Genomic DNA, 21,575 nt, shown 5'->3' with positions numbered 1-21,575 from the left:
CTGACGATCCTTCCAAGCCGGCGCAGGGGGCGCCACTGCTCACGTGAAGAAGTACGCGATCCGCATCCTGCTGGGCCTCCTCGTCGTCCTCGCGTTCATGCTCCTGGCGGCGCGGTTCTACGAAGTGCCCATCGTGACAACGCTCGAGTCGATCACCTACGATACCCGGCTCCGGCTCACCATGCCGTCCACCCAGGACTCACGTATCGTGATCGTCGACATCGACGAAAAGAGTCTTGCGGAGGAAGGCCGGTGGCCCTGGCGCCGCGATCGTGTCGCCGCACTGGTCGACAAGCTGTTCGACCGCTACGCCGTGGCCGTCATCGGATTCGACGTCGTGTTCCCGGAAAAGGACGAGAGTTCGGGCCTGCAGGTCCTGCGCGAACTCTCGCAGAGCGAGTTCAAGGATGTCCCCCAGTTCCAGAACCTGCTCGAAACGGTCGCCCCGCGGCTCGAGTTCGACCGCGTCCTGGCCGATCATCTGCGGAACAGGCCGGTGGTTCTGGGCTATTACTTCTCCAATCAGAAGCAGGACGGCAGGGGACTCGCCCTGGGCTCCATTCCCGCGCCCGTACTGCCAGCAGGTACGTTCACGGGGCGGAACATCGATTTCTCGTCCTTCGAAGGCTATGGCGGCAACCTGCCCGAACTGCAGCAAGCCGCTGCGTCCGGCGGACACTTCACCCCTGCGACGGATCACGATGGCGTTCACCGCAGGGTGCCCATCCTGGCTCAGTACAAGGGCGCGTATTACGAACCTCTAGCGCTGGCGATCGTCCGGCTGCTGCTCAAGTCGCCGAAAGTCGTGCCGGGATATCCGTCGGACAGCCTGATGAATCGCAGCTACCCCGGGCTCGAGTGGGTCGAAGCGGCGCCCGTCCGCATTCCGGTGGACGAGCAGGCCAACGCCCTGGTGCCGTACCGGGGCCCGCAAGGCAGCTTCGTATACGTCTCGGCCACCGACGTCCTGCGCGATCGCACTGCAGTCGAGCAACTCAAGGACAAGATCGTTCTCGTCGGCACCACCGCTCCGGGTCTGCAGGATCTGCGGTCGACACCCGTCGCGCCGCTGTTCCCCGGGGTGGAGATCCACGCCAACCTGATTGCGGGCATGCTCGACGGGACGATCAAGCAGCGTCCGCCTTATGTGCTCGGAGCGGAGGTGGTCCTGCTGGGGCTTGCCGGCCTGAGCCTGGCCTTCGCGCTGCCTTTTCTGAGCCCCATCCGCTCGACCGTGGCCACGGTCGTGACGCTCGCCGGCATTGCGGCCGTGAATGTCGCGATCTGGCACTACGGCAATCTTGTGCTGCCTTTGGCATCGGGCTTGCTAATGGTGTTTCTGCTCTACGCCGTGAACATGAGCTACGGGTATTTCGTCGAGTCGCGCTCCAAGCAGCGGATCGCCGGCCTGTTCGGACAGTACGTGCCTCCGGAACTCGTGGACGAGATGAGCCGCAACCCGGACGAGTTCTCGATGGAGAGCGAAAGCCGGGAAATGACGGTCCTCTTCTCCGACGTTCGCGGCTTCACGACGATTTCGGAAGGTCTGGAACCGAAGGCGTTGTCGCAGCTGATGAACGACTACCTGACACCGATGACGCGCGTCATTCACCGTCAGAGAGGAACCATCGACAAGTACATGGGCGACGCCATCATGGCTTTCTGGGGCGCGCCGGTGGAGGACGCGGAGCACGCGCGTCATGCGGTCTTGGCCGGGCTGGAGATGGAACGTACGCTGGAAGAGATGGCGGCAGAGTTCAAGGCGAAAGGCTGGCCGCCGCTCAGGATCGGCATCGGCGTGAACACGGGCAAGATGAGCGTGGGTAACATGGGCTCGGAAATCCGTGTCGCCTACACCGTGATGAGCGACAGCGTGAACCTGGCTTCGCGCCTGGAAGGGCTGACGAAACGCTACGGCGTGACGATGTTGGTGGGAGAGGACACGCGAGCCGCCGTTCCGGACGTCGTATTCCGTGAACTGGATCGTGTGCGGGTGAAGGGAAAGGACGAGCCGGTCACCATTTACGAGCCCGTTGGCATGCAGGGCGAAGTGCCCAAGGAGAAGCTGGACAGGATGAAGCTGTTTCACCAGGCCCTGAAGTTCTATCGCGCTCAGGATTGGGACAAGGCCGAGCTGCAGTTGCTCAATCTCCAGCGTGCCGATGCCAAGGACGGGCTATATTCCGCTTTCCTGGACCGGGTCGCCTATCTTCGCAGCCACCCACCCGGCCCGGCGTGGGACGGCGTCTTCGACTTCGACACCAAGTAATCCATCGTCAAATGCTAGTACGCGTACTTGGATGCAGTGGCGGTATCGGCGGCAATCTGCGGACGACCGCCATGCTGGTCGACCAGGACATCCTCATCGACGCCGGGACCGGCGTGGGCGACTTGAGCCTGACCGAGCTCCAGCTCATCGATCACGTCTTTCTCACTCACTCGCATCTCGACCACGTCGCCATGCTACCGTTCCTGGTGGACACGGTGGGTGGCATGAGGGACCGGCCGATCGTCGTGCACGCCACGGCGGAGACGCTGAAGATCCTGCGGGACCACATCTTCAACTGGAAGATCTGGCCCGACTTCTCGCGCATCCCCGACGAGAAGAAGCCGTTCCTGCGCTTTTCCGAGGTCGCGCTGGGCCAGTGCGTCGACCTCGACGGCCGCCTGATCACGCCGGTCCCCGCGAACCACACGGTTCCGGCCGTGGGCTACTGCATCGACAGCGGTCAGGCCAGCATGATCTTCACGGGCGACACCACCGAATGCGATGAGTTGTGGCAGGTGGCCAACCGCATCGAGAACCTGCGGTACCTCATCATTGAAACGGCATTCCACAATGGCGAGCGTCAGCTGGCGGTCGCATCGAAACACCTGTGGCCCTCGAAGCTCGCCGAAGAACTTGGCCGGCTGGAACGACGGGCTCGTATCTACATCACTCATCTGAAACCTGGGGAAGGCGCCATCACGATGGCAGAGATCGAAGAGTGCGCGGAACCGTTCAATCCGCGCATGCTGGCCAACGGCCACGTCTTCAAGCTCTGAGGGAGTGAGGCCCGGAACCTCCGTACAACATTGCTTCTGGCGCACGGCGCCCCGCGGGTGGCGCATCGCCGGACGGGGTGAAGCGTCATGAGCACCGTCATCGATTCCAAACCGCAGTCCGGCCAGAATGTGGCCGAGATCAGCCGCAAGCTAGAGTTCCAGCGAAAGCTGCAGGCGGTCACCAACAAGATCCACGCCACGGCCAACGTGGACGAGATCATGCTCGAGGTCTCGCAGGAGATCTGCGACCTCTTCGACGCCGACCGCCTGACGATCTACACGATCGCTGACGACAAGACCTCCATCGTCTCCAAGGTGAAGACCGGGCTCGCCTCGTTCAAGGACCTGAAGCTTCCCATCAACGAGCAGAGCATCGCGGGCTTCGTCGCGATGCACAAGCGGCTGGTGAACATCCGCGATGTCTACGACGAGGAGGAACTGCGCAATCTGAGCGCCCAGCTCCGGTTCCTGAAGGAAGTGGACCGCCGCACGGGATACCGTACGAAGCAGATGCTGGTCGTGCCCATCCTCGAAGCGGGCGGCAACGAGCTAGTCGGTGTGGTCCAGATCATCAATTCCAAGGCGGGCGACACGTTCGGCCCCCCGTCCGAGGAAGGCGCGGTCAATCTCTGCGAGACGCTGGCCATTGCGCTCAAGCAGCGGCAGAAGGCGCCGCAGACGCTTCGGGGCAAGTACGACGCCCTGGTGACCAACGCCGTGCTCTCTTCCGAAGAGATCGAGCTGGCGACCCGCTCCGCGCGGCGAAAGGGGTTGGACATCGAGGACGTTCTCATCGATGAATTCCAGGTGAAGCCCCAGGCGATCGGCGACGCCGTGTCCGCCTTCTTCGGCGTCCCGTACGAAGGGTTCCGCGCCGACCGGATCAAGCCGGTAGACCTGCTGAAGAATCTCAAGCGGGAGTTCGTCGAAAGCAACGCGTGGCTGCCGCTGGAAGAAGGAAAGGACGGTGTCCTGGTGATGACCACGGACCCGGAGCGGCTGCGGGCATCGCGCATGGTGAACAACATCTTCCCTCGCGCGAAGGTCGTCTACGCAGTGACGACTCTCAAGGAGCTGCGCTCGACCATCGACCACTTCTTCGGAGGAGGCATGTCCTCCGAGGACCTGGTGACCGACGTGGGCGAGCTCCTGGACAAGCTCGACGACGAGACGGAGGTCGAAGCGGCAAGTGGCGACGACGTCACGCTCGCCCAGGACAACGAGCTCGTGAAGCTCGTCAACAAGATCATCGTCGATGCCTATCACCAGGGCGCATCCGACATTCACATCGAGCCGTTTCCCGGAAAGGGCAAGACCGAGGTGCGCTTCCGCAAGGACGGGACGCTCGTCAACTACATCTCGATTCCGGCGTCCTACCGGAACGCCCTCGCGGCGCGTATCAAGATCATGTGCGACCTCGACATCTCCGAGCGCCGCAAGCCGCAGGACGGCAAGATCAAGTTCAAGAAATACGGCCCGCTGGATATCGAACTGCGAGTCGCGACCATCCCGTCCCAGGGTGGAGTCGAAGACATCGTGATGCGGATTCTCGCCGCCGGCGAGCCGATTCCGCTCGACAAGCTGGGCCTGTCCGGGCGCAACGTGAAGTCCGTCAAGGAAACCATCGCCAAGCCGTACGGCCTCTTCTTCGTATGCGGGCCGACCGGCTCGGGCAAGACCACCACACTGCACTCGATCCTGGGCTACATCAACACGCCGGAAACGAAGATCTGGACAGCCGAAGACCCGGTGGAAATCACCCAGAAGGGCTTGCGCCAGGTGCAGATGAATCCCAAGGCGGGAGTTACGTTCGCGACGGCGATGCGGGCCTTTCTCCGCGCCGATCCGGACGTCATCATGGTGGGCGAAATGCGCGACAAGGAGACCACCTCCATCGGCATCGAGGCGTCTCTCACCGGTCACCTGGTCTTCGCGACGCTCCATACGAACAGCGCGCCCGAATCGATCATCCGCCTGCTGGACATGGGGATGGACCCGTTCAACTTCGCGGATGCGCTGCTGGGGGTGCTTGCCCAACGGCTGGCGAAGAGGCTCTGTGCCAAGTGCAAGCAGCCGCATGTCGCCACACCCGAGGAGATCAAGGCCCTGCTGGAAGAGTACGCGTCCGAACTGCGCAACACCGAGCAGTGGAAGACGGACGCGAAGGGCGCGATGGAAGCGCTCCATCACGAATGGACGCAGAGTTTCGCCAACGACAAGGGCCAATTCACCCTGTACACGCCGGTGGGTTGCGATGTGTGCAGCGGCACAGGCTACAAGGGGCGTGTCGGCCTGCACGAACTGCTGCTGGGCAGCGATACCGTGAAGCGCCATATCCAGGAACACGCCCGCGTGGCGGAGATTCTTGCGACCGCCCTGCACGAAGGCATGCGCACCCTGAAGCAGGACGGCATGGAAAAGGTCCTCCAGGGCGTCACGGACATGAAACAGGTTCGCGCAGTCTGTATCAAGTAGTTTGGCAGTCGACTCGGGGGACGACGACATGACCGCTGCTGCAAAGACAAACGGGCCGGACATCGCCGTCGGCGACCTGCTGCGGCGCCTCGAGGAACTGAACGACATAGGGATTGCGCTCTCCCGGGAGCGCGACATCTCCAGGCTGCTCGAGACCATCCTCCTGGCGGCCAAGAAGATCACCAACGCGGAAGGCGGAACGTTGTACCGGCGCCACCCGGAAGACGAGAACCTTCTTCACTTCGAGATCCTGCGAAACGAAGGGCTGGGCATCGCGATGGGCGGCACGACCGGCAAAGCGATCCCTTTCGATCCGATCGCGCTGCGCGATCAGGAGGGCCGCGAGAACACCTCCATGGTCGTGGCCTTCAGCGTGCTGCGCGACAAGACGGTCAACATCGCGGACGCGTACACCGAGGAAGGATTCGATTTCTCCGGAACCAAGAACTTCGATGGCCGGACAGGCTATCGCTCGAAGTCCTTCCTCACCGTCCCCATGAAGAACCACGAGAACGAGATCATCGGGGTGCTTCAGCTCATCAATGCGAAGGATCGCGACACGGGTGACATCGTGCCCTTCAGCGACGCGGACCAGAGGCTCGCGGAATCGCTCGCATCCCAGGCGGCGGTGGCACTCACGAACCGGCTCCTGATCTCGCAGCTCGAGGAACTGTTCGAGTCGTTCATCAACCTCATCAACGAGGCAATCGACGACAAGTCGCCCTATACCGGCGGACACTGCGAACGCGTCCCGGTGCTCACGATGATGCTGGCCGAGGCGGCGCACGAGACACGCACAGGCCCTCTCGCCGGATGGTCCATGACCGACAAGGACCGCTACGAACTCAAGATCGCGGGTCTTCTGCACGACTGCGGAAAGGTCACCACCCCCGTCCACGTGGTCGACAAGGCAACCAAGCTTCAGACCATTTTCGACCGGATCGATCTGATCGACACCCGCTTCGAGGTGATCAAGCGTGACGCGGAGATCGCCATGCTCCGTGCGAAACTTTCTTCCAGATTTGGCGAGCGCGGGGCCGACGGGGCAGGACTGGAGCAATCGTTGCGGGACCGGATCCGTCAGATCGAGAGCGACCGCGAGTTCATCCGCGAGGCCAATGTCGGTTCCGAAGCGATGAGCCCGGAAGATCAGCAGCGCGTGGCGAACATCTCCGGCCAGTACCGTTGGGAGACTCCCGCCGGCGTCGAGTCGGATTTCCTGTCTCCCGACGAACTGGAAAATCTGACCATCCGTGCCGGAACGCTGACCGCGAAGGAACGGCGGGTCATCAATCACCACATCGAGGTGACCATCAAGATGCTCGAGGCGCTGCCCTGGCCCCGGCATCTGGAGAAGGTGCCCGAGTACGCGGGCGGCCATCACGAGCGGATGGACGGCAAGGGCTACCCTCGAGGACTCTCCCGCGACGAAATGTCGGTGCAGGCAAGGATCATGGGAATCGCCGACATCTTCGAAGCGCTCACGGCGAAGGACAGGCCCTACAAGAAGGGAAAGACGCTCACCGAATCCCTCCACATCCTGGGAAAGTTCAGGCAGAACGGCCACATCGATCCGGACCTGTTCGACATCTTCGTCCGGGAACGCGTCTACTTGCGATACGCCAAGGAATTCCTCGACCCGGAGCAGATCGACGCGGTCGACGAGGCACGGATCCCCGGTTACTCCACGGACTGACACATTTCGTCACGTAGGACATGCCGCAGGCGGGCGGCCCAATGCGGCACGCGGCGCAGCAATCTGCGACCGGCGGATGCCGCGCGAAAAATCCGGCCTTTTTTGCCGAATCTCACAATTCCTCAAGGATTGAAGGGATCAAACCGATACATTTCCTTGCCGGGAAAATGCACGTATCGGCACCCGCACCCCCGCGCCGCGCCTCCACTTTTCTGGCATGCGGCTTGCGTTTGTGAAAAACGCACAAGCCCGATTGTGTTTCGATCCAACCGCCACAGGAGCTTTCTAGATGAAGCGTATTCAACAGGGTTTCACCCTTATCGAACTGATGATCGTGGTCGCGATCATCGGTATTCTCGCGGCCGTCGCGCTGCCTGCCTATCAGGACTACACGGTTCGGGCCAAGATTCAGGAAGCCGTGAGCTTGTCCGAGCCGGCACGTCTGGCCATCGGCCAGGCTTGCTCCGAGGCCACCCTCGGCGTCACTGGCACGGGCGTGACCGATAACGCCAGCGCCGGCATGCCCGCCGCAACCAGCGTTTCCGGCAATTACGTGACGAGCGTCACGCTCGCCGCGGGCTCCAGCTCGCAGGGCACGGTCACTGTCGCGCTCAAGGCGATCGGTACATCGGTTGCCGCCGCCCAGACGGTGGTCTGGACCTCGACCTGCAGCGCCTCCGGCAACGCCTGGTCGGTGAGCGGCTCGGTGCCGTCCAAGTACTATCCGAAGTCCTGATCGATCCTTCGATCTCTGCTTCTGGAAGGGAGGCTTCGGCCTCCCTTCTTTCTTTGCATCGCCCGATCCGGATTCACACACCACGACCATGCGCAAGCTTCACATCGGCGGTCAACGTCCTCATCCCGAATGGGAGATTCTCGATGCGATCCCGGCACCCCACGTCAACCACGTGGGCAACGCGCTGGATCTCTCCCGGTTTCCCACCGGCACCTTCGAGGCCCTCTACGCGTCTCACGTCGCGGAGCACTTCGGCTACCAGAATGACCTGCTCGCGGCGCTCAAGGAATGGAATCGCGTGCTGGCCCCGGGCGGTACGCTCTACGTCAGCGTGCCGGATCTGGATACGCTCTGCGAACTCTTCCTGTTGCGAGAGTCCATCGGCGTCCAGCAGCGCTTTGCCATCATGCGGATGATGTTCGGCGGACAGCTGAACCCGCACGATTTCCACTACGTCGGACTGAATGAGGAATTCCTTCGCGATTTCCTGCGAGGCGCCGGCTTCGTGGAGCCGCGCCGGGTCGAAAGCTTCGATCTGTTCGACGACACCAGCCAGGTGGCGTTCAACGGCGTGCCGATCAGCTGCAACATGATCGCTCGCAAACCCTGACGCTCTGCGCGTCCACGCGCGGGGAGCGCGCGGTCCCCGATGAGATCTCCATCCGCGCACTGAAAAGGTTCTATCCCCACAGGATCCTGAGAAGCGGTCATCGGAGCGTCGACGGTTCGCAATCATCAGCCAGAAAATCGATGGACTACGAAATTTGGCATATGGCTTGCGACACCGATTGCGCACACCCGATTGTGTAGTGTTCCAACCGCCACAGGAGCTTTCTAGATGAAGCGCAGTATCCAGCAGGGTTTCACCCTGATCGAATTGATGATCGTCGTCGCGATCATCGGCATTCTGGCAGCCGTCGCATTGCCGGCCTACCAGGACTACACGGTTCGTGCAAAAGTGCAGGAAGCAGTGAGCCTCTCCGAACCGGCACGTCTGGCCGTTGGCCAGGCTTGCTCGGAAGCTGAGCTCGGTGTCACCGGCACGGGTGTCACGGACAACGCCAGCGCCGGCATGCCCGCAGCGACAAGCATTTCCGGCAACTACGTCACGAGCGTGACGCTCGCCGCCGGCTCCAGCTCGCAAGGCACGGTGACGGTCGCCATGAAGGCCATCGGTACATCCGTGGCCGCCGCGCAGACGATCGTGTGGACGTCCACCTGCAGCGCCTCGGGCAATGCCTGGTCGGTAAGCGGCTCGGTGCCGTCCAAGTACTATCCGAAGTCCTGATCGGTCGTCTCGAACAGGCAAACGAAAGGGAGGCTTCGGCCTCCCTTTTTCGTTCTGGTGCTTGGATCGCCCTGCCGCGTCAGTGACGGGGCTTCAGCATCTCCAGATACGCGTCCTCGAGCTGCCGGGTGAACCGCGCGTGGTTCGTCAGCGTCGATGCCCGCATGCGGTCCCGAAGTTCCTTTCTCCAGAAGGCGAGCCGTGCAGGATCGCGCGCCAGTCCCACCGCCTTCTCAACGTACTCATCCGGCGTGGACGCGACAAGCTCACCGGCGCCAATGGACTCGAGAAGACTCACCCCCACGCGGGAAGCGTGACGGTCTCCGGCAAGGCTGACGACCGGAACCCCCATCCACAGCGCTTCGCAGGTCGTGGTGGTGCCGTGATAGGGAAACGCATCGAGCGCCACGTCGGCCCTGCCGTAGGTGGCCAGATGATCTGCGAGCCGGGGAATGATCCCGGAAAAGCTCACCCGCGACAGATCGCAGCCGAGCCGCGCGAGCCTGTCCTGCGCCCGGCGCTGAACATTCGGATCCCGCAGGGCGATGGTCTTCATTGCCAGCCTGGCCGCCGGCAGCTCCCGGAGGATCCGTGCCCACAACATGAGGACGTCGTCGCTCACCTTGGAGAAATTGTTGTAGGCGCAGAAGGTCACGAAACCCTGCGTCTCGCTCGGAGGGACCGGAGCGACGTCCGGCGCTTCGGGTGGGGGACGATACGCGATGAAGACTTCAGGCATCCGGTACAACCTCTCCGTGTGGAGAGAATCGGCCTCGGGAGACGGATCCGCGTTGGCATCGGTGATCCGCCAGTCCATCGCCTCGAGCCCCGTCGTGTTGGGGTAGCCGAGCCAAGTGACCTGGATCGGGGCGACCCGCCGGGATAGCACCCCCAGCCGGTTGCGGGAGGTGTGGCCGGCAAGATCCACGACCACATCCAGTTCGTCCTCCAGAAGACGCTTCTCCGCCTGGTCTTCGTCGAGCGGCGCCAGGTCGCGCCATAGATCGGCCTTGGAACGAATGCGGCGGGTGACGTCGTCCACGCGGTTCTCGTTGTAGTAGCAGAGAATCTCGAACCGGTCGCGATCGTGGGCGTCGAGTACGGCTTCGAAGAAGAACGAAACCACATGGAACCGGAAATCCGGAGACACGTAGCCGATTCGCAACCGCCGCGACCCGTCCACCGGGCGGCGGGGAAGACCGGCTGCGTTCCGGCGCGGCGGAAAGTGCCGGCCGAATCGGCGATGCTCCTCGAACAGATCGCGCGCAGTGGCAGCGGCGCTGTAGTTGGACGTCATCAGCATGTTGCTCCATGCCTGCACGTGATCAGGCTTCAAGGCGATGGCCTGCCGCGTGATCTCGATGGACTCTTCCAGCAGCCCCTGCTGCTGCAACGCCACGCCGAGATTCATGAGTGCGCCGTGATAACCCGGAACCAGCTCCAGCGCCTTGCGGCTGGCGGCTTCCGACTCGGTCAGCTTGCCTCGATACAGATAGAGCGCACCGAGCGCGAGATACGTCTCCGCGGAGTCCGGGTCCAGTTCCAGCGCCTTCTGGAACGCACTCTCCGCGGCCTCGTCGTGACCCAGGTTCATCTTCGCGACGCCCAGATTCATGTGCGCGACGGCAAGATCCGGCGCCACTTTCACCGCCTGCTCCAATGCCCCGGCTCCGGCGTCGACGCGGCCGGTCGCATGCAGCAACTCGGCGTAGTTCACCCACGCCGGTCCGTGCTGAGGATCCAGATCAATGGCGCGGCGAAACTCTGCTTCGGCCTCACCCAGCGCACCCTCGGCCTTCAACACATTCGCGAGCGCGAAGTGGATCTCCGGATCGTTCGAATCACGCGCAAGCGCCTCATGCAGGGATCGCTCGGCACCCGCGAGGTCGCCCGAGTTCTCGAGAGTGAGAGCGCATTGCAGGTGGGCAGCCGGACTGTCCGGCGCCAGTTCCACGGCATGTCGGTGAACCTCCAGCGCCTCTTCGGTCCGCCCCTGCGCGCGAAGTGCGCTCCCGAGGTTGATCCATCCCTCCGCCATCGCGGGAACAGCGGCAACAGCGTCACGCAGCACCCGCTCGGCCTCCAGGGGCTGCTTGCGTTCGGCGAGCAACGCGCCAAGATTGATCAGTGCCTCGCCGTGGCCTGGAGACCGTTCCAGCACTTTGCGGTACCACGATTCCGCGGCATCGAGATCCTTCGCTGCCTGTGCGATGCTTCCCAGGCCCAGCGCAGCCGGCAGGAACCCGGGTTCCAGATCGAGTGCACGGCGGAAAGCTTGCTCGGCCTCCGTTGTCCGCTTGTCCGCGAGCAATGAATTGCCGAGGTTGAACCACGCCGGTACGTGCGCGGGGTCCGCCTCGGTCGCACGAAGATACGCCTGCATGGCGCTCTGCCGTTCTCCCATGGCCTCCAGTGTCCGGCCCAGTTCGTTCGCCCACGAAGCCTCTTGCGGCACCAGTTCCAGCGCACGTCTGAATGCGTCTGTCGCGGCGGGGAGGTCACCCTTCGCCCGAAGGGTTTCGCCGCGGGAAAAGTGGAAGGGCCCATTGCCGGGTTCGCGCCGGATCGCACTGTCGAAGTGGCTGAGAGCGAGGTCGAGACGGCCTTCCGCGGCGTCGATCAATCCAGACAGATAGTGGGCGTCGGCATGACCGGAATCCTCTGCAAGTACGGAGCGGTAGATTTCCCGGGCCTGTACGAGATCCCCGGCGGTCTGCGACTCGAACCCCTGCCGCACCCGCGCGCCGAGTTCTGCGGAGCGGGCACCCTTGTTCTTGAACCACTGGAGCATGATGGATAGGCGTTGTGAATGTGCTGCGATCAGGTGCGCCCGGAGGCGTTCCGCGCCGTGGACGCTGCCGAGACCGACTCCTGGAAGAATCGCTCGAACTCCTGCACGACCTGCCGGTCCTCGAACAACACGTGCGATCGCGATGAAATCTCGGACCGGGCCGCCTTGGCGAAGTCTTCGCGACGACCCAGTTCCATCGCGATCCGCACGTAGTCTTCGGGCGATGCCGCCACGCATCCCGGCCACCCCATGCGGCGATACATGCCGGCGGTGTGCCGGCCCCGCTGGAACTCGCCCGGCAGGGTCACGACCGGAACGCCGGCGGCAAACGCGTCCAGCGAGTTGTTCATGCCGTTGAAGCAGATGGGATCGAGAATCGCATCCGAAACGTGCATGAGATTGAGGAACCGCTCGTGCGGCTGGAGAGGCAACCGCCGTACGCGGGCCATTCCGGCACCCGCGGCCCGCTCCAGACGCGACAGGTAGCGGTCGAGCCAGGACGGTTGCGTTCCCTCCAGCAGCAGGATCTCGCAGGCAGGATCGGCATCGAGAAGCGCCGCCAGGATCGCGTCGAAGTCGGGATGCAGCCGGAACACGCTGTGGGGGCAGAAGTACAAGGCCCGTTCTTCCGGCAGACCCAGTTCCGATCGGCTGCGGAACTCGCCGGCGGACTTTGGCCGGTGGTAGTACGCGAGCGTCCCGACATCGCGCGCCTGCCAGAGCCCCTCGCTGTAGTGATCCGCACAATCCTCCGGCTCGAAATTCTCTGCCGACACCCACCAATCCATGTTGGGTATCCCCGTCGTGTCAGGATGCCCGAACGACACGCACTGCACTGCCGCAAGCCGTGCGAATGCGAGGAAATAGGTGAAGGCGTCCATGCCTATTTCCTGGAAGAAGAGCACATCCAGATCCAGGGCGGCGATCGCAGCACGGGCTCCGGCAAGATCGTGCGGCAGGTCCACGTTGCGATCGGCGGCCGCGCGGATCGCACGTCCCATTGCGTCGTCCCGCGGGGGCGGAACGTGGATGGCGATGACTTCGAACCGGTTGCGATCGAGCTGCTCGATCAGACCGCGAGAAGTCTTGCCGATGGAATGGGAGTACAGGAACCGTGAGACGAATCCGACCTTGATACGATCCGCGGCCGCTCCGCGCGGATGCAGCGACGGGGACGTCCACTCGAGATCCGGGCATGCAGAAAGATAGAGGCCGGACAGCGACTCGAGCAGCGGCCTGTCGTTCTTCCCGTGATAGGCGAGATGGAAACTGCATGACGCGATCTCGCGCTCCGGACGATCGATCCGGATGCCCGCCTGTCTCAGCGTCTCGATCTCGCGGGCGAAACGCTCACGCGCTTCAAGGATCTGCCCACCGGAGTCCGGCACCACGGGCAGAACAGTCGCGGCACGAACGCGCAATGCATCCGAAGGAGTCCGCCGGAGCGCATCCTGGTAGGCGGACAGCGCCTCTTCGTAGCGGCCCAGTTCCTGCAAGGACTGCGCGATGTTGCGGGGCGCGAAAGCATGCTCGGGAGCCAGCTGCAACGCCCGCGCGAAATGAGACAACGCGTCCTCGGGCCGTCCGGCTCCCTGGAGCGCGGAACCGAGGTTGTTCTCCGCATCCACGTCGTCCGGCGCCGCCGCCAGCGCCTTGCGGAAGCAATCTATGGCGCCGCCGAATTCACCCTCCTCGTGCAGGCTGACGCCAAGGTTGTTCCAGGTTCGGCCGTCCTCCGGACGGATCGTCAGTGCGCGGGCGTACGCATCCCGGGCGCTCGCATGTTGCCCGCTCGTGCGATAGGCATTGGCGAGATTGAACTGGAGATCCCAGCGCGAAGGCTCGCGGGCGGCACTGCGCTGGAGCAGCGGGACGGCCTCCTGCGCGCGACCTGCCTCCATGAGCGCCGTGCCGTAATCGTTCAATACGTCCACGTCGTCCGGACGCGCCGTTGCCGCTCTTCCGTAGGACGCCAGCGCCAGGTCGATTCGCCCCATCGCTCTGTGACTCGTCGCGGCGGCAAACGGAGCGTCACCGTTGTCAGGATCCGCCGCAGACGCCTCATCGAAGCGGACCAGCGCTTCTTCGTGCCGGCCGGCCGCCTGCAACGACAGTCCCTGAAGGAACAACGCGTCGAAATGCGCCGGAACTGACGCGAGGACTTGCCCATAACTCGCAATCGCATCGTCCAGGCGGCCTTGGGAGTGGAACTCGAGACCTTGCTGAATCCACCCCGCGATCTGCTGCTTGCCCGGCGCGCGCAGGCCTGTCAGCCACCTCAGCATGACGAAGGCTGCGCCGGGGACGGCGCGTCAACCAACTGCCGATACGCCGATTCCAGTGCCCGGGTGAATCCGTCTGCATCGGTGAGCGCGCTGGTGCGCATGGTGTCGCGAAGGCTCGCGCGCTCCCTGGCAAGCATGGCGAAGTCGCTGGCGAGCGTGACCGCGATATCCACGTACTGCTCGGTCGTCGAGGCAATCCAGCGGGAACGAGACACCTGCTGCAGAAGGCTCGCGCCCACGCGCGCTGCATGAACGGGTCCCGCGAGTGTCACCACCGGCACGCCCATCCAGAGCGCTTCACACGTCGTGGTCGTGCCGCAGTAGGGATAGGAGTCCAGGGCAACATCGACGTCGCCATAGCGCGCCAGATGCTGATCGAAGCCCGCCTGTTGTTCTTCGAGGATCAATCGGGCCGGATCGCCGCCAAGCCGCTTGAACCGTTCACGTACCTGCGCGGCCAGCACATCCTCCCCCAGGCCCTTGGACTTCAGAAGCAGGCGGGAAGCCGGCAACCGTCCGAGAATCGTTCCCCAAAGCGACAGCACCGTGTCCGAAACCTTGGAAAAATTGTTGAAGCAGCCGAACGTGATGTGTCCCACCGTGGTGGCGGGCAGCGGGCTCACCTCCGGCGCCTCGGGCCGGGGCTGGTAGACCAGGAAGCCTCGAGGCAAACGGACGAGGCGCTCGGAATGGAAGATGTCCGTCGCTCCGGCAGGATCGGCGTGCTCATCGGTGAACCGGCAATCCATTCCAGGGAGACCCGTCGTGTTCGGATAGCCCAGCCAGTTGATCTGCACCGGTGCGAGTCTTGCGGCGAAGAGGCTCAGCCGATGCCCCCCGGTATGCCCGGCAAGATCGACACAGATGTCCAGTTCGTCCGAACGGATGGCATCCAGCGACTCTCGGCTGCCCATCGAACCGATGTGACGCCACTGCACGCCGAGCGACTTGAGGCGCTCGCACTGGGCGTCTTCCTTGATGCCGGCATAGTAGCAATAGGGGTGGACCACGCTTCGGTCATGGGCCCGGAGGACCGGTTCGATGAAGAAACTGACGACGTGATAGCCAAGATCGGCCGAAACGTAGCCCACCTTTAGCGGTCGGCCCGCCGACCGTCGACTGCGCGCAGCGCCGAATCCTGGCAAGGCGGCATCCACGAACGTCGCAGACACCCGCTCGTGCTCCTGGCGCACGAATGCCGGTGTCAGATCGTCCGCGTAGTTGAGCGTCAGAAGGTAGGCGCTCGCCACCATGTGTGCGGCCGGATCGATCCCGGACGCACGGGCAAGCGCGTGGAGCGACTCGGGAATCCGCGCCTGCCGGGCGAGCGCAAGACCCAGATTGAAATGCAGGGTGGCATCATCGGGATGCGCTGCAAGGCCGGCGCGGAACTGTTCCTCCGCGGCACAGAAGCGGCCAAGATTGGAGAGCATCTGCCCCGCATTGTTTCGTGCCTCCCGCGAACCAGGATCGAGTGCAACGGCTCGGTCGAAACTCCGGATGGCGTCGTCGAAGCGATGGTCTTCCTCCTGCATCGAGCCGAGATTGACCCACGCGGCCACGAGGCCGGGTGACGCCTCCGTGGCCCGGAGGAAAGCCGTCTCCGCTTCCGACTGGAGACCCTGCAGGCGCAGGCACAGCCCGAGATTGTTCCACGCGCGGCCGAAGTCGGGATGCCGGTCGAGCAGCTGGCGGTAACGATCGATGGCCTCGGGCAGACGGCCGGCATCGAACAGTTCGTCGGCTTCGGCCTTCAGGCGCTCGGCCTCCATCTCAGCTGAGTGTGCGGCTCCTGCCGCGGAATGAGGATGCGCCGGATCGCCCTCAAGAGCGCCTGGCCTGGACCGTAATTGGAATCGATTGAGCCAACGCAGCATGGGCGGGCAGTGAACGCGCTGGGCGCAAGTCTTCGGCGAGTATACTAGGCCACGCTTATGCGCCGGTCATGTTCGCGATCAGCGGATCGGGAGCGCCGGTCCGGTCAACGCAGACACTGGAGTCCACTTCACCATGCTGGGCATGTTCGATACGCGCAAGGTCGACGATTTCGCGAAGTCCCTTGCTCAGGATTTTGCACGCCGCTTTCCGCCGGCGAATGAAGAACGCACGGACAAGGCGGTCACGAGCCAGTTGTCCGTGGTGTCCGAAGGGGTGTACGCCCGCGCGCTGCGCTTCCACCAGGAAAACAAGCTGGGCCTGTTCCGCAAGGCGAAACTCGGCAATACGTTCCGGTGGCAGCTCAAGGAAATGGGCTACACCGACGGGTTCGTCGAGAAGATCACCAAGGGTCTGGTCGTCCGCCTCGCACAGAAGAAGGCCTGATTCCTTTCTGCCGTTCTGCCGTACACGAGCGCTGTTCGTACCACGGGCATCTCGACGGCACAACGCCGGCTCCGCAGGCGAGACATCGAGATGCTTCACGGATGTCCCGGATGGAGCCGGACGATCGTTTCCAGATCTGCAGCCACCCGTTCCAGCACACTGCCCCAGTCGCCTGGCGACTCCTGACGATAGACGCGCGCAGAGGGATACCAGGGCGACGCGCTGCCCGAGAGCAGCCACCTCCAGCAGCCATCGAAGCGGGAAAGCACCCACACGGGGCGCCCCAAGGCCCCCGCCAGATGCACGACCGACGTGTCCACGGCAATGACGAGATCCAGGGCTTCGATCAATGCCGCCGTGTCCGCGAAATCTCCCAGTTCCGAGGCGGCATCGGTCAATGCCAGTACCGCAGGACCTCTGCGAGCCTGCTCCGCCGGCGTACCGAGCTGAAGACTGATCCATCTCACGGACCCCAGGCGGGCAAGCGGCGCGAGCTGTTCGAAGCGGAGGCTGCGGCGGCGGTCGATGCGCGCGGCCGACGGCTGACCGGGACGGGGCTCCCCCGCCCATGCGATCGCCACTCGATAGCGGCCGTCTCCCTCGAGCCGTTCTTTCCAGCGCTTGACCTGCGCACGATCGGCCGACAGATACGCATTCCCCATGGCGATGGAATCGTTGTCCCGGCCCAGATGCCGCGCGAGGTCCATGACGGCAATGTGCGCATGGAATTCCGGCAGCGGGGCGCCGGACGCAACCACCTGCACACCTTGCAGCGTGGAAAGAAGACGCACCAGCGGGCCGGGCGCTTCCAGGATCACGTTCGCGCCGAGCGACGCCAACTGGGTCGCAAATCGCGCGAATTGCAGCATGTCACCGAAGCCCTGCTCCGGATAGACGAGGATGGTGAGCCCCGCGGGATCGGAGCCATCCCATTCGGGCTGGGCGTAGCGTCTTCGATATCGCGACATCTCCGGGGTGGCCCAGCGATACGCAAAGCGGTCCCATCCTGCGCCCCAGTCGCCGCGCACCAGCAGACTGAAGCTGCGGTACAGATTGGCTGCGGCGTGTTGCGGATTCCGCGCAAGCAAGGCGTCGAACTGCTCGTCTGCTTCTTCGAGCCGGCGCTGTTCCTGCAAGGCAAGACCGAGCCCGAGCCGGGCGTCCTCGTGGTCCGGCTGCTGCGCCAGCACGACCCGATAGGCGTCGCACGCCTCGGAGAGGCGGTCGTTCTCGTGCAGGACACAGGCAAGGTTGAAACGCGCTTCCAGGAATTCCGGACGAATGCGCAGCGCTTCCTGGTAGGCAAGCACGGCGGCCTCCGCATGTTGGGAGGCACCTTCCGCCAGGCCGATGTTGTAGGGCATCTCGGCATAGTCGGGGTCGAGGCGCCAGGCCGTGGAGTAACTTTCGATCGCCCCGGCGAGATCGCCCTGCGCGTGCCGCAATGTGCCACGTCGTCCATGGAGCCGCGCATTCCCGGGCGCGCGGATGAGGGCGGCCTCGACCACTTCACAGGCCTTCTCATGCTGACCGCGGATCATCAATGCCGACGCTTCGTCGAGCACCTGTTCGATATCGAACCCCGGGGGTGGCTTCCGAAACCAGCGCGTCAGCATGCCGTCTCCCTCCACAGCGAGAGCAGACAGTCCTCCAGCCGGCGCGTGAAACTCGCTTCATCCATGATCGTCGAGGACAGGAGGCGGTCCCGGAGGGACTGGCGAAGCGTCGCCAGAGACTCCCATGTTCTCGCCTGCTCCGATGCGATGCGCACGTAGCCCTCGACATCCGCAGCGATCCATTCGCGCAGGTTCGTGTTGGCCAGTATGCTCGCGCCCACGCGGGACACGTGGGCCGTTCCCGCCAGCGCGACGAACGGCACGCCCATCCACAGGGAATGCAACGCCGTCGTGGTGCCGTTGTAGGGAAAGCTGTCCAGGGCGATGTCGACTTCCCCGTGCCAGCGCAGGAACTCGTCGTGACCGCCTCTGCCCCGCATCTCGATCCGGTGCGGTGCTATTCCCTCGGACTGGAAGTACTCCTGCAGCCGATGCCTCGTGTCGCCTCCCGGCATCGCAGTCACGAGAAGCCGCGACTCCGGAACTTCGCGAAGTATTCCGGCCATGGCTTGCCGCATGGCGGGGCTCACTTTCGAATAGGAGTTGAAGCAACCGAACGTCACGTAGCCCTTTCGGGACGCCGGCAATGCGGTGACTTCCGGCGCCCCCGCTGCAGGGCGAAAACACATGAAGAACCGCCCGAGGGAGACGGCGCGTTCCGAGGCGTATTGCGCGGACGAACCTGCGAGTATCTCGTCGTCGGACAACCATGCGTCCATGGCACGCAGGCCCGTCGTGTCCGGATAGCCAAGCCAGGTCGCCTGAAGGGGTGCGGGCTTGCGCGCGAAGAGCGGCAGACTGTTGTCGTCGAAGTGACCCTTGAGGTCCACCAGGATATCGATGGCATCGCCGCGGATACGATCCGCAAGGCGGTCCCAGTCCTCTCCGTGCACACAGCGCCATCCGTCGGCCTTCTGCTCCAGCCTGCGGCTCACGGCATCGCGCTGCGGCGTGCGGTCATAGCACACGATCTCGAAACGGCTGCGGTCATGGTGCTCCAGCAGGGGTTCGAAGAAGTAGGAAATGGCGTGGGCGAAGAAGTCACCGGACACGTAGCCGATGCGCAAACGGCGCCTCGTGTCGCGAATCCCGGCCGTGGCGCCTACGGGAAACCGACCCGATCCGTGCCGCCGATCATGTTCCTCGTAAGCCGCCCGTGCCTCGTCCATTGACGGCCAGCCGGTGTACAGACGCGCGGCAAGATGGTCGGAGCTGGCCTGGGCGTTTGACGGATCGAGTTCCATGGCCCTCCGGTAGTGCTGGACGGCGGTCTCCAGTTCTCCGGCCGTGTCCAGCGCGAACGCGAGCCGCCGATGCGCGGAAACATCGTGTTCATCGAGGGTCACGGCTTCGCGGAAGCACGCAATCGCAGTATCCAGATGGGCCTGCGCCTGGCGCGTGGCACCCAGCAGGTTCCACAGTGCCGCGTTCTTCCGGTCCGTTGCGATACGCGCTCGCAAGGCGTCCACGGCATCCCCCAGGCGCCCCTGTGCGTGGAAGACCGCGGCTGGATTGGTGGCCGTGTCGAACGTCCAGTCGAGCATGCGGTGCATCTGATAGGTGTCGATGGCCTCGTCGCTCCGGCCCGAGGCATGCAACGCGAACACGAGACGCTCGTGTGCCGGACGATACCCCGGGTCTTGCGCGAGAAGCGCCCGGAGTGCCTCGACGGCTCCCTGGGCATCGCCGGTTTCGAACCGGACCTCCGCGAGCGTATGCCAGGAATCGATCCTTGTGGGATCCGCGTCAGTGGCGCGTGCCAGCAGCACCTGCGCCTGGTCGAAGCGACCCCGGCGGCACTCGGCGACCGCAGCGAGATGCAGAGCGTCCGGGTGAGGGACGTCGTCCTGCAACAACGGTTGCAGATGGGATGTCACGCTCTCCAGCTCACCGTGCGCAAACGCGTCGTTCGCAGCGAGGAGCATGCGCTCACGCGCCTCGGGGTCGAAGCGGCTTCGGGGCAGAGCGGGTTTTCTCTTCAACCAACCGAACACGGATGGGTGTCCTCGGCGGATAGGAATTCGAAGGGTGCCGGGAAGCGTCTCAGGAAACATCCCATCGATGACAGCGATCGCGACGGAGATTCCGCCTCATTGACAGAGGTCGCCGCGCCGACGCCTCCCTGGGGCTGCCACGCGATCCCTGCACATGGTCAGCCTTTCCTTATCGGCGATAGACGGAGGCTTTTAACGGCAGGCCGTTGCTCAGGTAGGAGTGAAAATACTCGAGATCCTTGAATTCGTCGCCGCCCATGGAAAAGGGCTGAGCCCGCACTTGCTCCATGCACCGGGTGTAACGCGCGTGGGCCGTGTACAGGACATCTCCGCCGCGAAAGATGGGAAAGTGCGTCGCCTGACCCAGCGCGGGGGAGATGATCTCCATGCGCATGATCTTGCCCGCGTTGTCGATGTGGCAGTTGGCGCAGGAGAAGTTCATCTGTCCCATGCGCCGATGGAAAAGCGCCTTGCCGGCTTCGTAGCGTTCCAGCGCGCCGGGCGACTCCACCCGGATATCCATCCGGCTTCCATCGGACAGAGTGCGTGCATAGGCGGTCAGCACTCCCATGGTCTGCATGTCGTCGTAGGCGTACTGGGGATCGCCGGCCGCGGCGCGGCAGCGGTTCAGCATCATCTCGAACGTGATCAGCTGCCGTTCCTTCTCGTCGTATCGGGGATAGGTTCCGGCAACTCCCCTCCCTCCATCGGGCAGGCACTGCGCGTAAGTGCTGCCGTCGCGGAGCGGCGTCTCCCACATGGCCTTGCCCCGATCCACCTCCACTTCGAACGGTGGAAAGGCCATGATGTCCTCGTAGTGACGGCGCCCGTCGGGATTGAGCATGAACCCGCCCAGCACGTAATCGTCGAACGGGATCCCCGGAAAACGCTTCTCGAATCCGCGCCGGACCGTCAGACGATCCGATTCCGGATCTGCCTGCGCACTTGCCGGGAGCAGCGCTGCAAACGCGAGCAGAACACCCGCCGCCAGGCTCGCGTGGGCCCTTGTCATTTGATCACCGCTTCCCCGCTCATCCGGCCGCCCAGATTGTCCTCCCACGTGATCACGACCTTGTCGCCCGGCCGGGCACCACGGACGCGGAACTCGAGAAACGGATTTCTCGAGACCGAACGGCTCCACTGGGCATCCAGAACCGGACGGTCGTTGAGGGCCGCCGTGACGTGGTGGATGAAGTGCATCGGCACCATCGCCTCGGAGTTCGGGTCCTTGCGCAATCCCGTCTCCATGGGATGCGGCATGAGAACCTTGACGGTCGCGACATCGCCGGCCAGAGAAATGCGCATCTTGATCGGATCGGCCATGGCG

General features: G+C 63.9%; 15 protein-coding genes. 8 read left to right on the top strand and 7 right to left on the bottom strand.

Annotation, left to right across the window (positions count from 1 at the left end; translation table 11 throughout):
• Positions 1-97 precede the first annotated feature (97 nt).
• The 7 genes from IPK20_06805 (at position 98) to IPK20_06775 (ending at position 9,240) form a co-directional block, all read left to right on the top strand.
• Positions 98-2,269 (top strand): adenylate/guanylate cyclase domain-containing protein, encoded by a 2,172-nt coding sequence (locus IPK20_06805; protein ID MBK8016451.1) that lies wholly within the window; start codon positions 98-100, stop codon positions 2,267-2,269.
• An 11-nt stretch (positions 2,270-2,280) separates the two neighbouring features.
• The gene (locus tag IPK20_06800) at positions 2,281-3,045 is read left to right on the top strand and encodes a 3',5'-cyclic-nucleotide phosphodiesterase (GenBank protein MBK8016450.1); all 765 of its coding nucleotides are present in this window, start codon (positions 2,281-2,283) and stop codon (positions 3,043-3,045) included.
• A gap of 87 nt (positions 3,046-3,132) precedes the next feature.
• A complete protein-coding gene (gene tadA, locus IPK20_06795; GenBank protein ID MBK8016449.1) occupies positions 3,133-5,520 on the top strand; it encodes a Flp pilus assembly complex ATPase component TadA in 2,388 nt (795 codons plus the stop codon).
• Positions 5,521-5,548: 28 nt separating this feature from the next.
• On the top strand, positions 5,549-7,216 hold the full coding sequence (locus tag IPK20_06790) for a GAF domain-containing protein (protein MBK8016448.1): 1,668 nt from the start codon (positions 5,549-5,551) through the stop codon (positions 7,214-7,216).
• A 289-nt stretch (positions 7,217-7,505) separates the two neighbouring features.
• Positions 7,506-7,952, top strand: a complete 447-nt coding sequence (locus tag IPK20_06785; GenBank protein MBK8016447.1) for a pilin — start codon at positions 7,506-7,508, stop codon at positions 7,950-7,952.
• Between the two features lie 88 nt (positions 7,953-8,040).
• Positions 8,041-8,562, top strand: coding sequence for a methyltransferase domain-containing protein (locus IPK20_06780; GenBank protein ID MBK8016446.1), 522 nt, complete (start codon positions 8,041-8,043; stop codon positions 8,560-8,562).
• 228 nt (positions 8,563-8,790) lie between these two features.
• Entirely contained in the window at positions 8,791-9,240 is a 450-nt protein-coding gene (locus IPK20_06775; protein ID MBK8016445.1) for a pilin, read from the top strand.
• Between the two features lie 79 nt (positions 9,241-9,319).
• Here IPK20_06775 and IPK20_06770 read toward each other — a convergent pair whose 3' ends face one another.
• From IPK20_06770 to IPK20_06760, 3 genes are read right to left on the bottom strand one after another with little or no spacing between them, the layout of a single operon-like run.
• Positions 9,320-12,031 carry a tetratricopeptide repeat protein gene (locus IPK20_06770; protein MBK8016444.1) on the bottom strand — a complete coding sequence of 904 codons (2,712 nt, stop codon included), beginning with the start codon at positions 12,029-12,031 and terminating at the stop codon, positions 9,320-9,322.
• Between the two features lie 29 nt (positions 12,032-12,060).
• Positions 12,061-14,316, bottom strand: a complete 2,256-nt coding sequence (locus tag IPK20_06765) for a tetratricopeptide repeat protein (GenBank protein MBK8016443.1) — start codon at positions 14,314-14,316, stop codon at positions 12,061-12,063.
• Positions 14,310-16,088, bottom strand: coding sequence for a tetratricopeptide repeat protein (locus IPK20_06760; GenBank protein ID MBK8016442.1), 1,779 nt, complete (start codon positions 16,086-16,088; stop codon positions 14,310-14,312). Before IPK20_06760 ends, IPK20_06765 begins: the two co-directional genes overlap by 7 nt.
• Before the next feature lie 238 nt (positions 16,089-16,326).
• Between IPK20_06760 and IPK20_06755 the strand changes: the two genes are divergently transcribed.
• Positions 16,327-16,638 carry a hypothetical protein gene (locus IPK20_06755; protein ID MBK8016441.1) on the top strand — a complete coding sequence of 104 codons (312 nt, stop codon included), beginning with the start codon at positions 16,327-16,329 and terminating at the stop codon, positions 16,636-16,638.
• Between the two features lie 95 nt (positions 16,639-16,733).
• Here IPK20_06755 and IPK20_06750 read toward each other — a convergent pair whose 3' ends face one another.
• From IPK20_06750 to soxZ, 4 genes are all read right to left on the bottom strand, one after another.
• A complete protein-coding gene (locus IPK20_06750) occupies positions 16,734-18,254 on the bottom strand; it encodes a tetratricopeptide repeat protein (protein ID MBK8016440.1) in 1,521 nt (506 codons plus the stop codon).
• Complete coding sequence (locus tag IPK20_06745; protein MBK8016439.1) at positions 18,248-20,179, bottom strand: tetratricopeptide repeat protein; 1,932 nt, start codon at positions 20,177-20,179, stop codon at positions 18,248-18,250. The genes IPK20_06750 and IPK20_06745 overlap by 7 nt, the downstream gene beginning before the upstream one ends.
• Positions 20,180-20,417: 238 nt before the next feature.
• On the bottom strand, positions 20,418-21,260 hold the full coding sequence (soxA, locus tag IPK20_06740; GenBank protein ID MBK8016438.1) for a sulfur oxidation c-type cytochrome SoxA: 843 nt from the start codon (positions 21,258-21,260) through the stop codon (positions 20,418-20,420).
• Positions 21,257-21,571 (bottom strand): thiosulfate oxidation carrier complex protein SoxZ, encoded by a 315-nt coding sequence (gene soxZ / locus IPK20_06735; protein ID MBK8016437.1) that lies wholly within the window; start codon positions 21,569-21,571, stop codon positions 21,257-21,259. The genes soxA and soxZ overlap by 4 nt, the downstream gene beginning before the upstream one ends.
• Positions 21,572-21,575 lie beyond the last annotated feature (4 nt).

It is taken from the genome of Betaproteobacteria bacterium, assembly GCA_016713305.1.
Taxonomy (GTDB): Bacteria; Pseudomonadota; Gammaproteobacteria; order Burkholderiales.
This window is presented reverse-complemented; position numbering and strand designations above follow the sequence as displayed.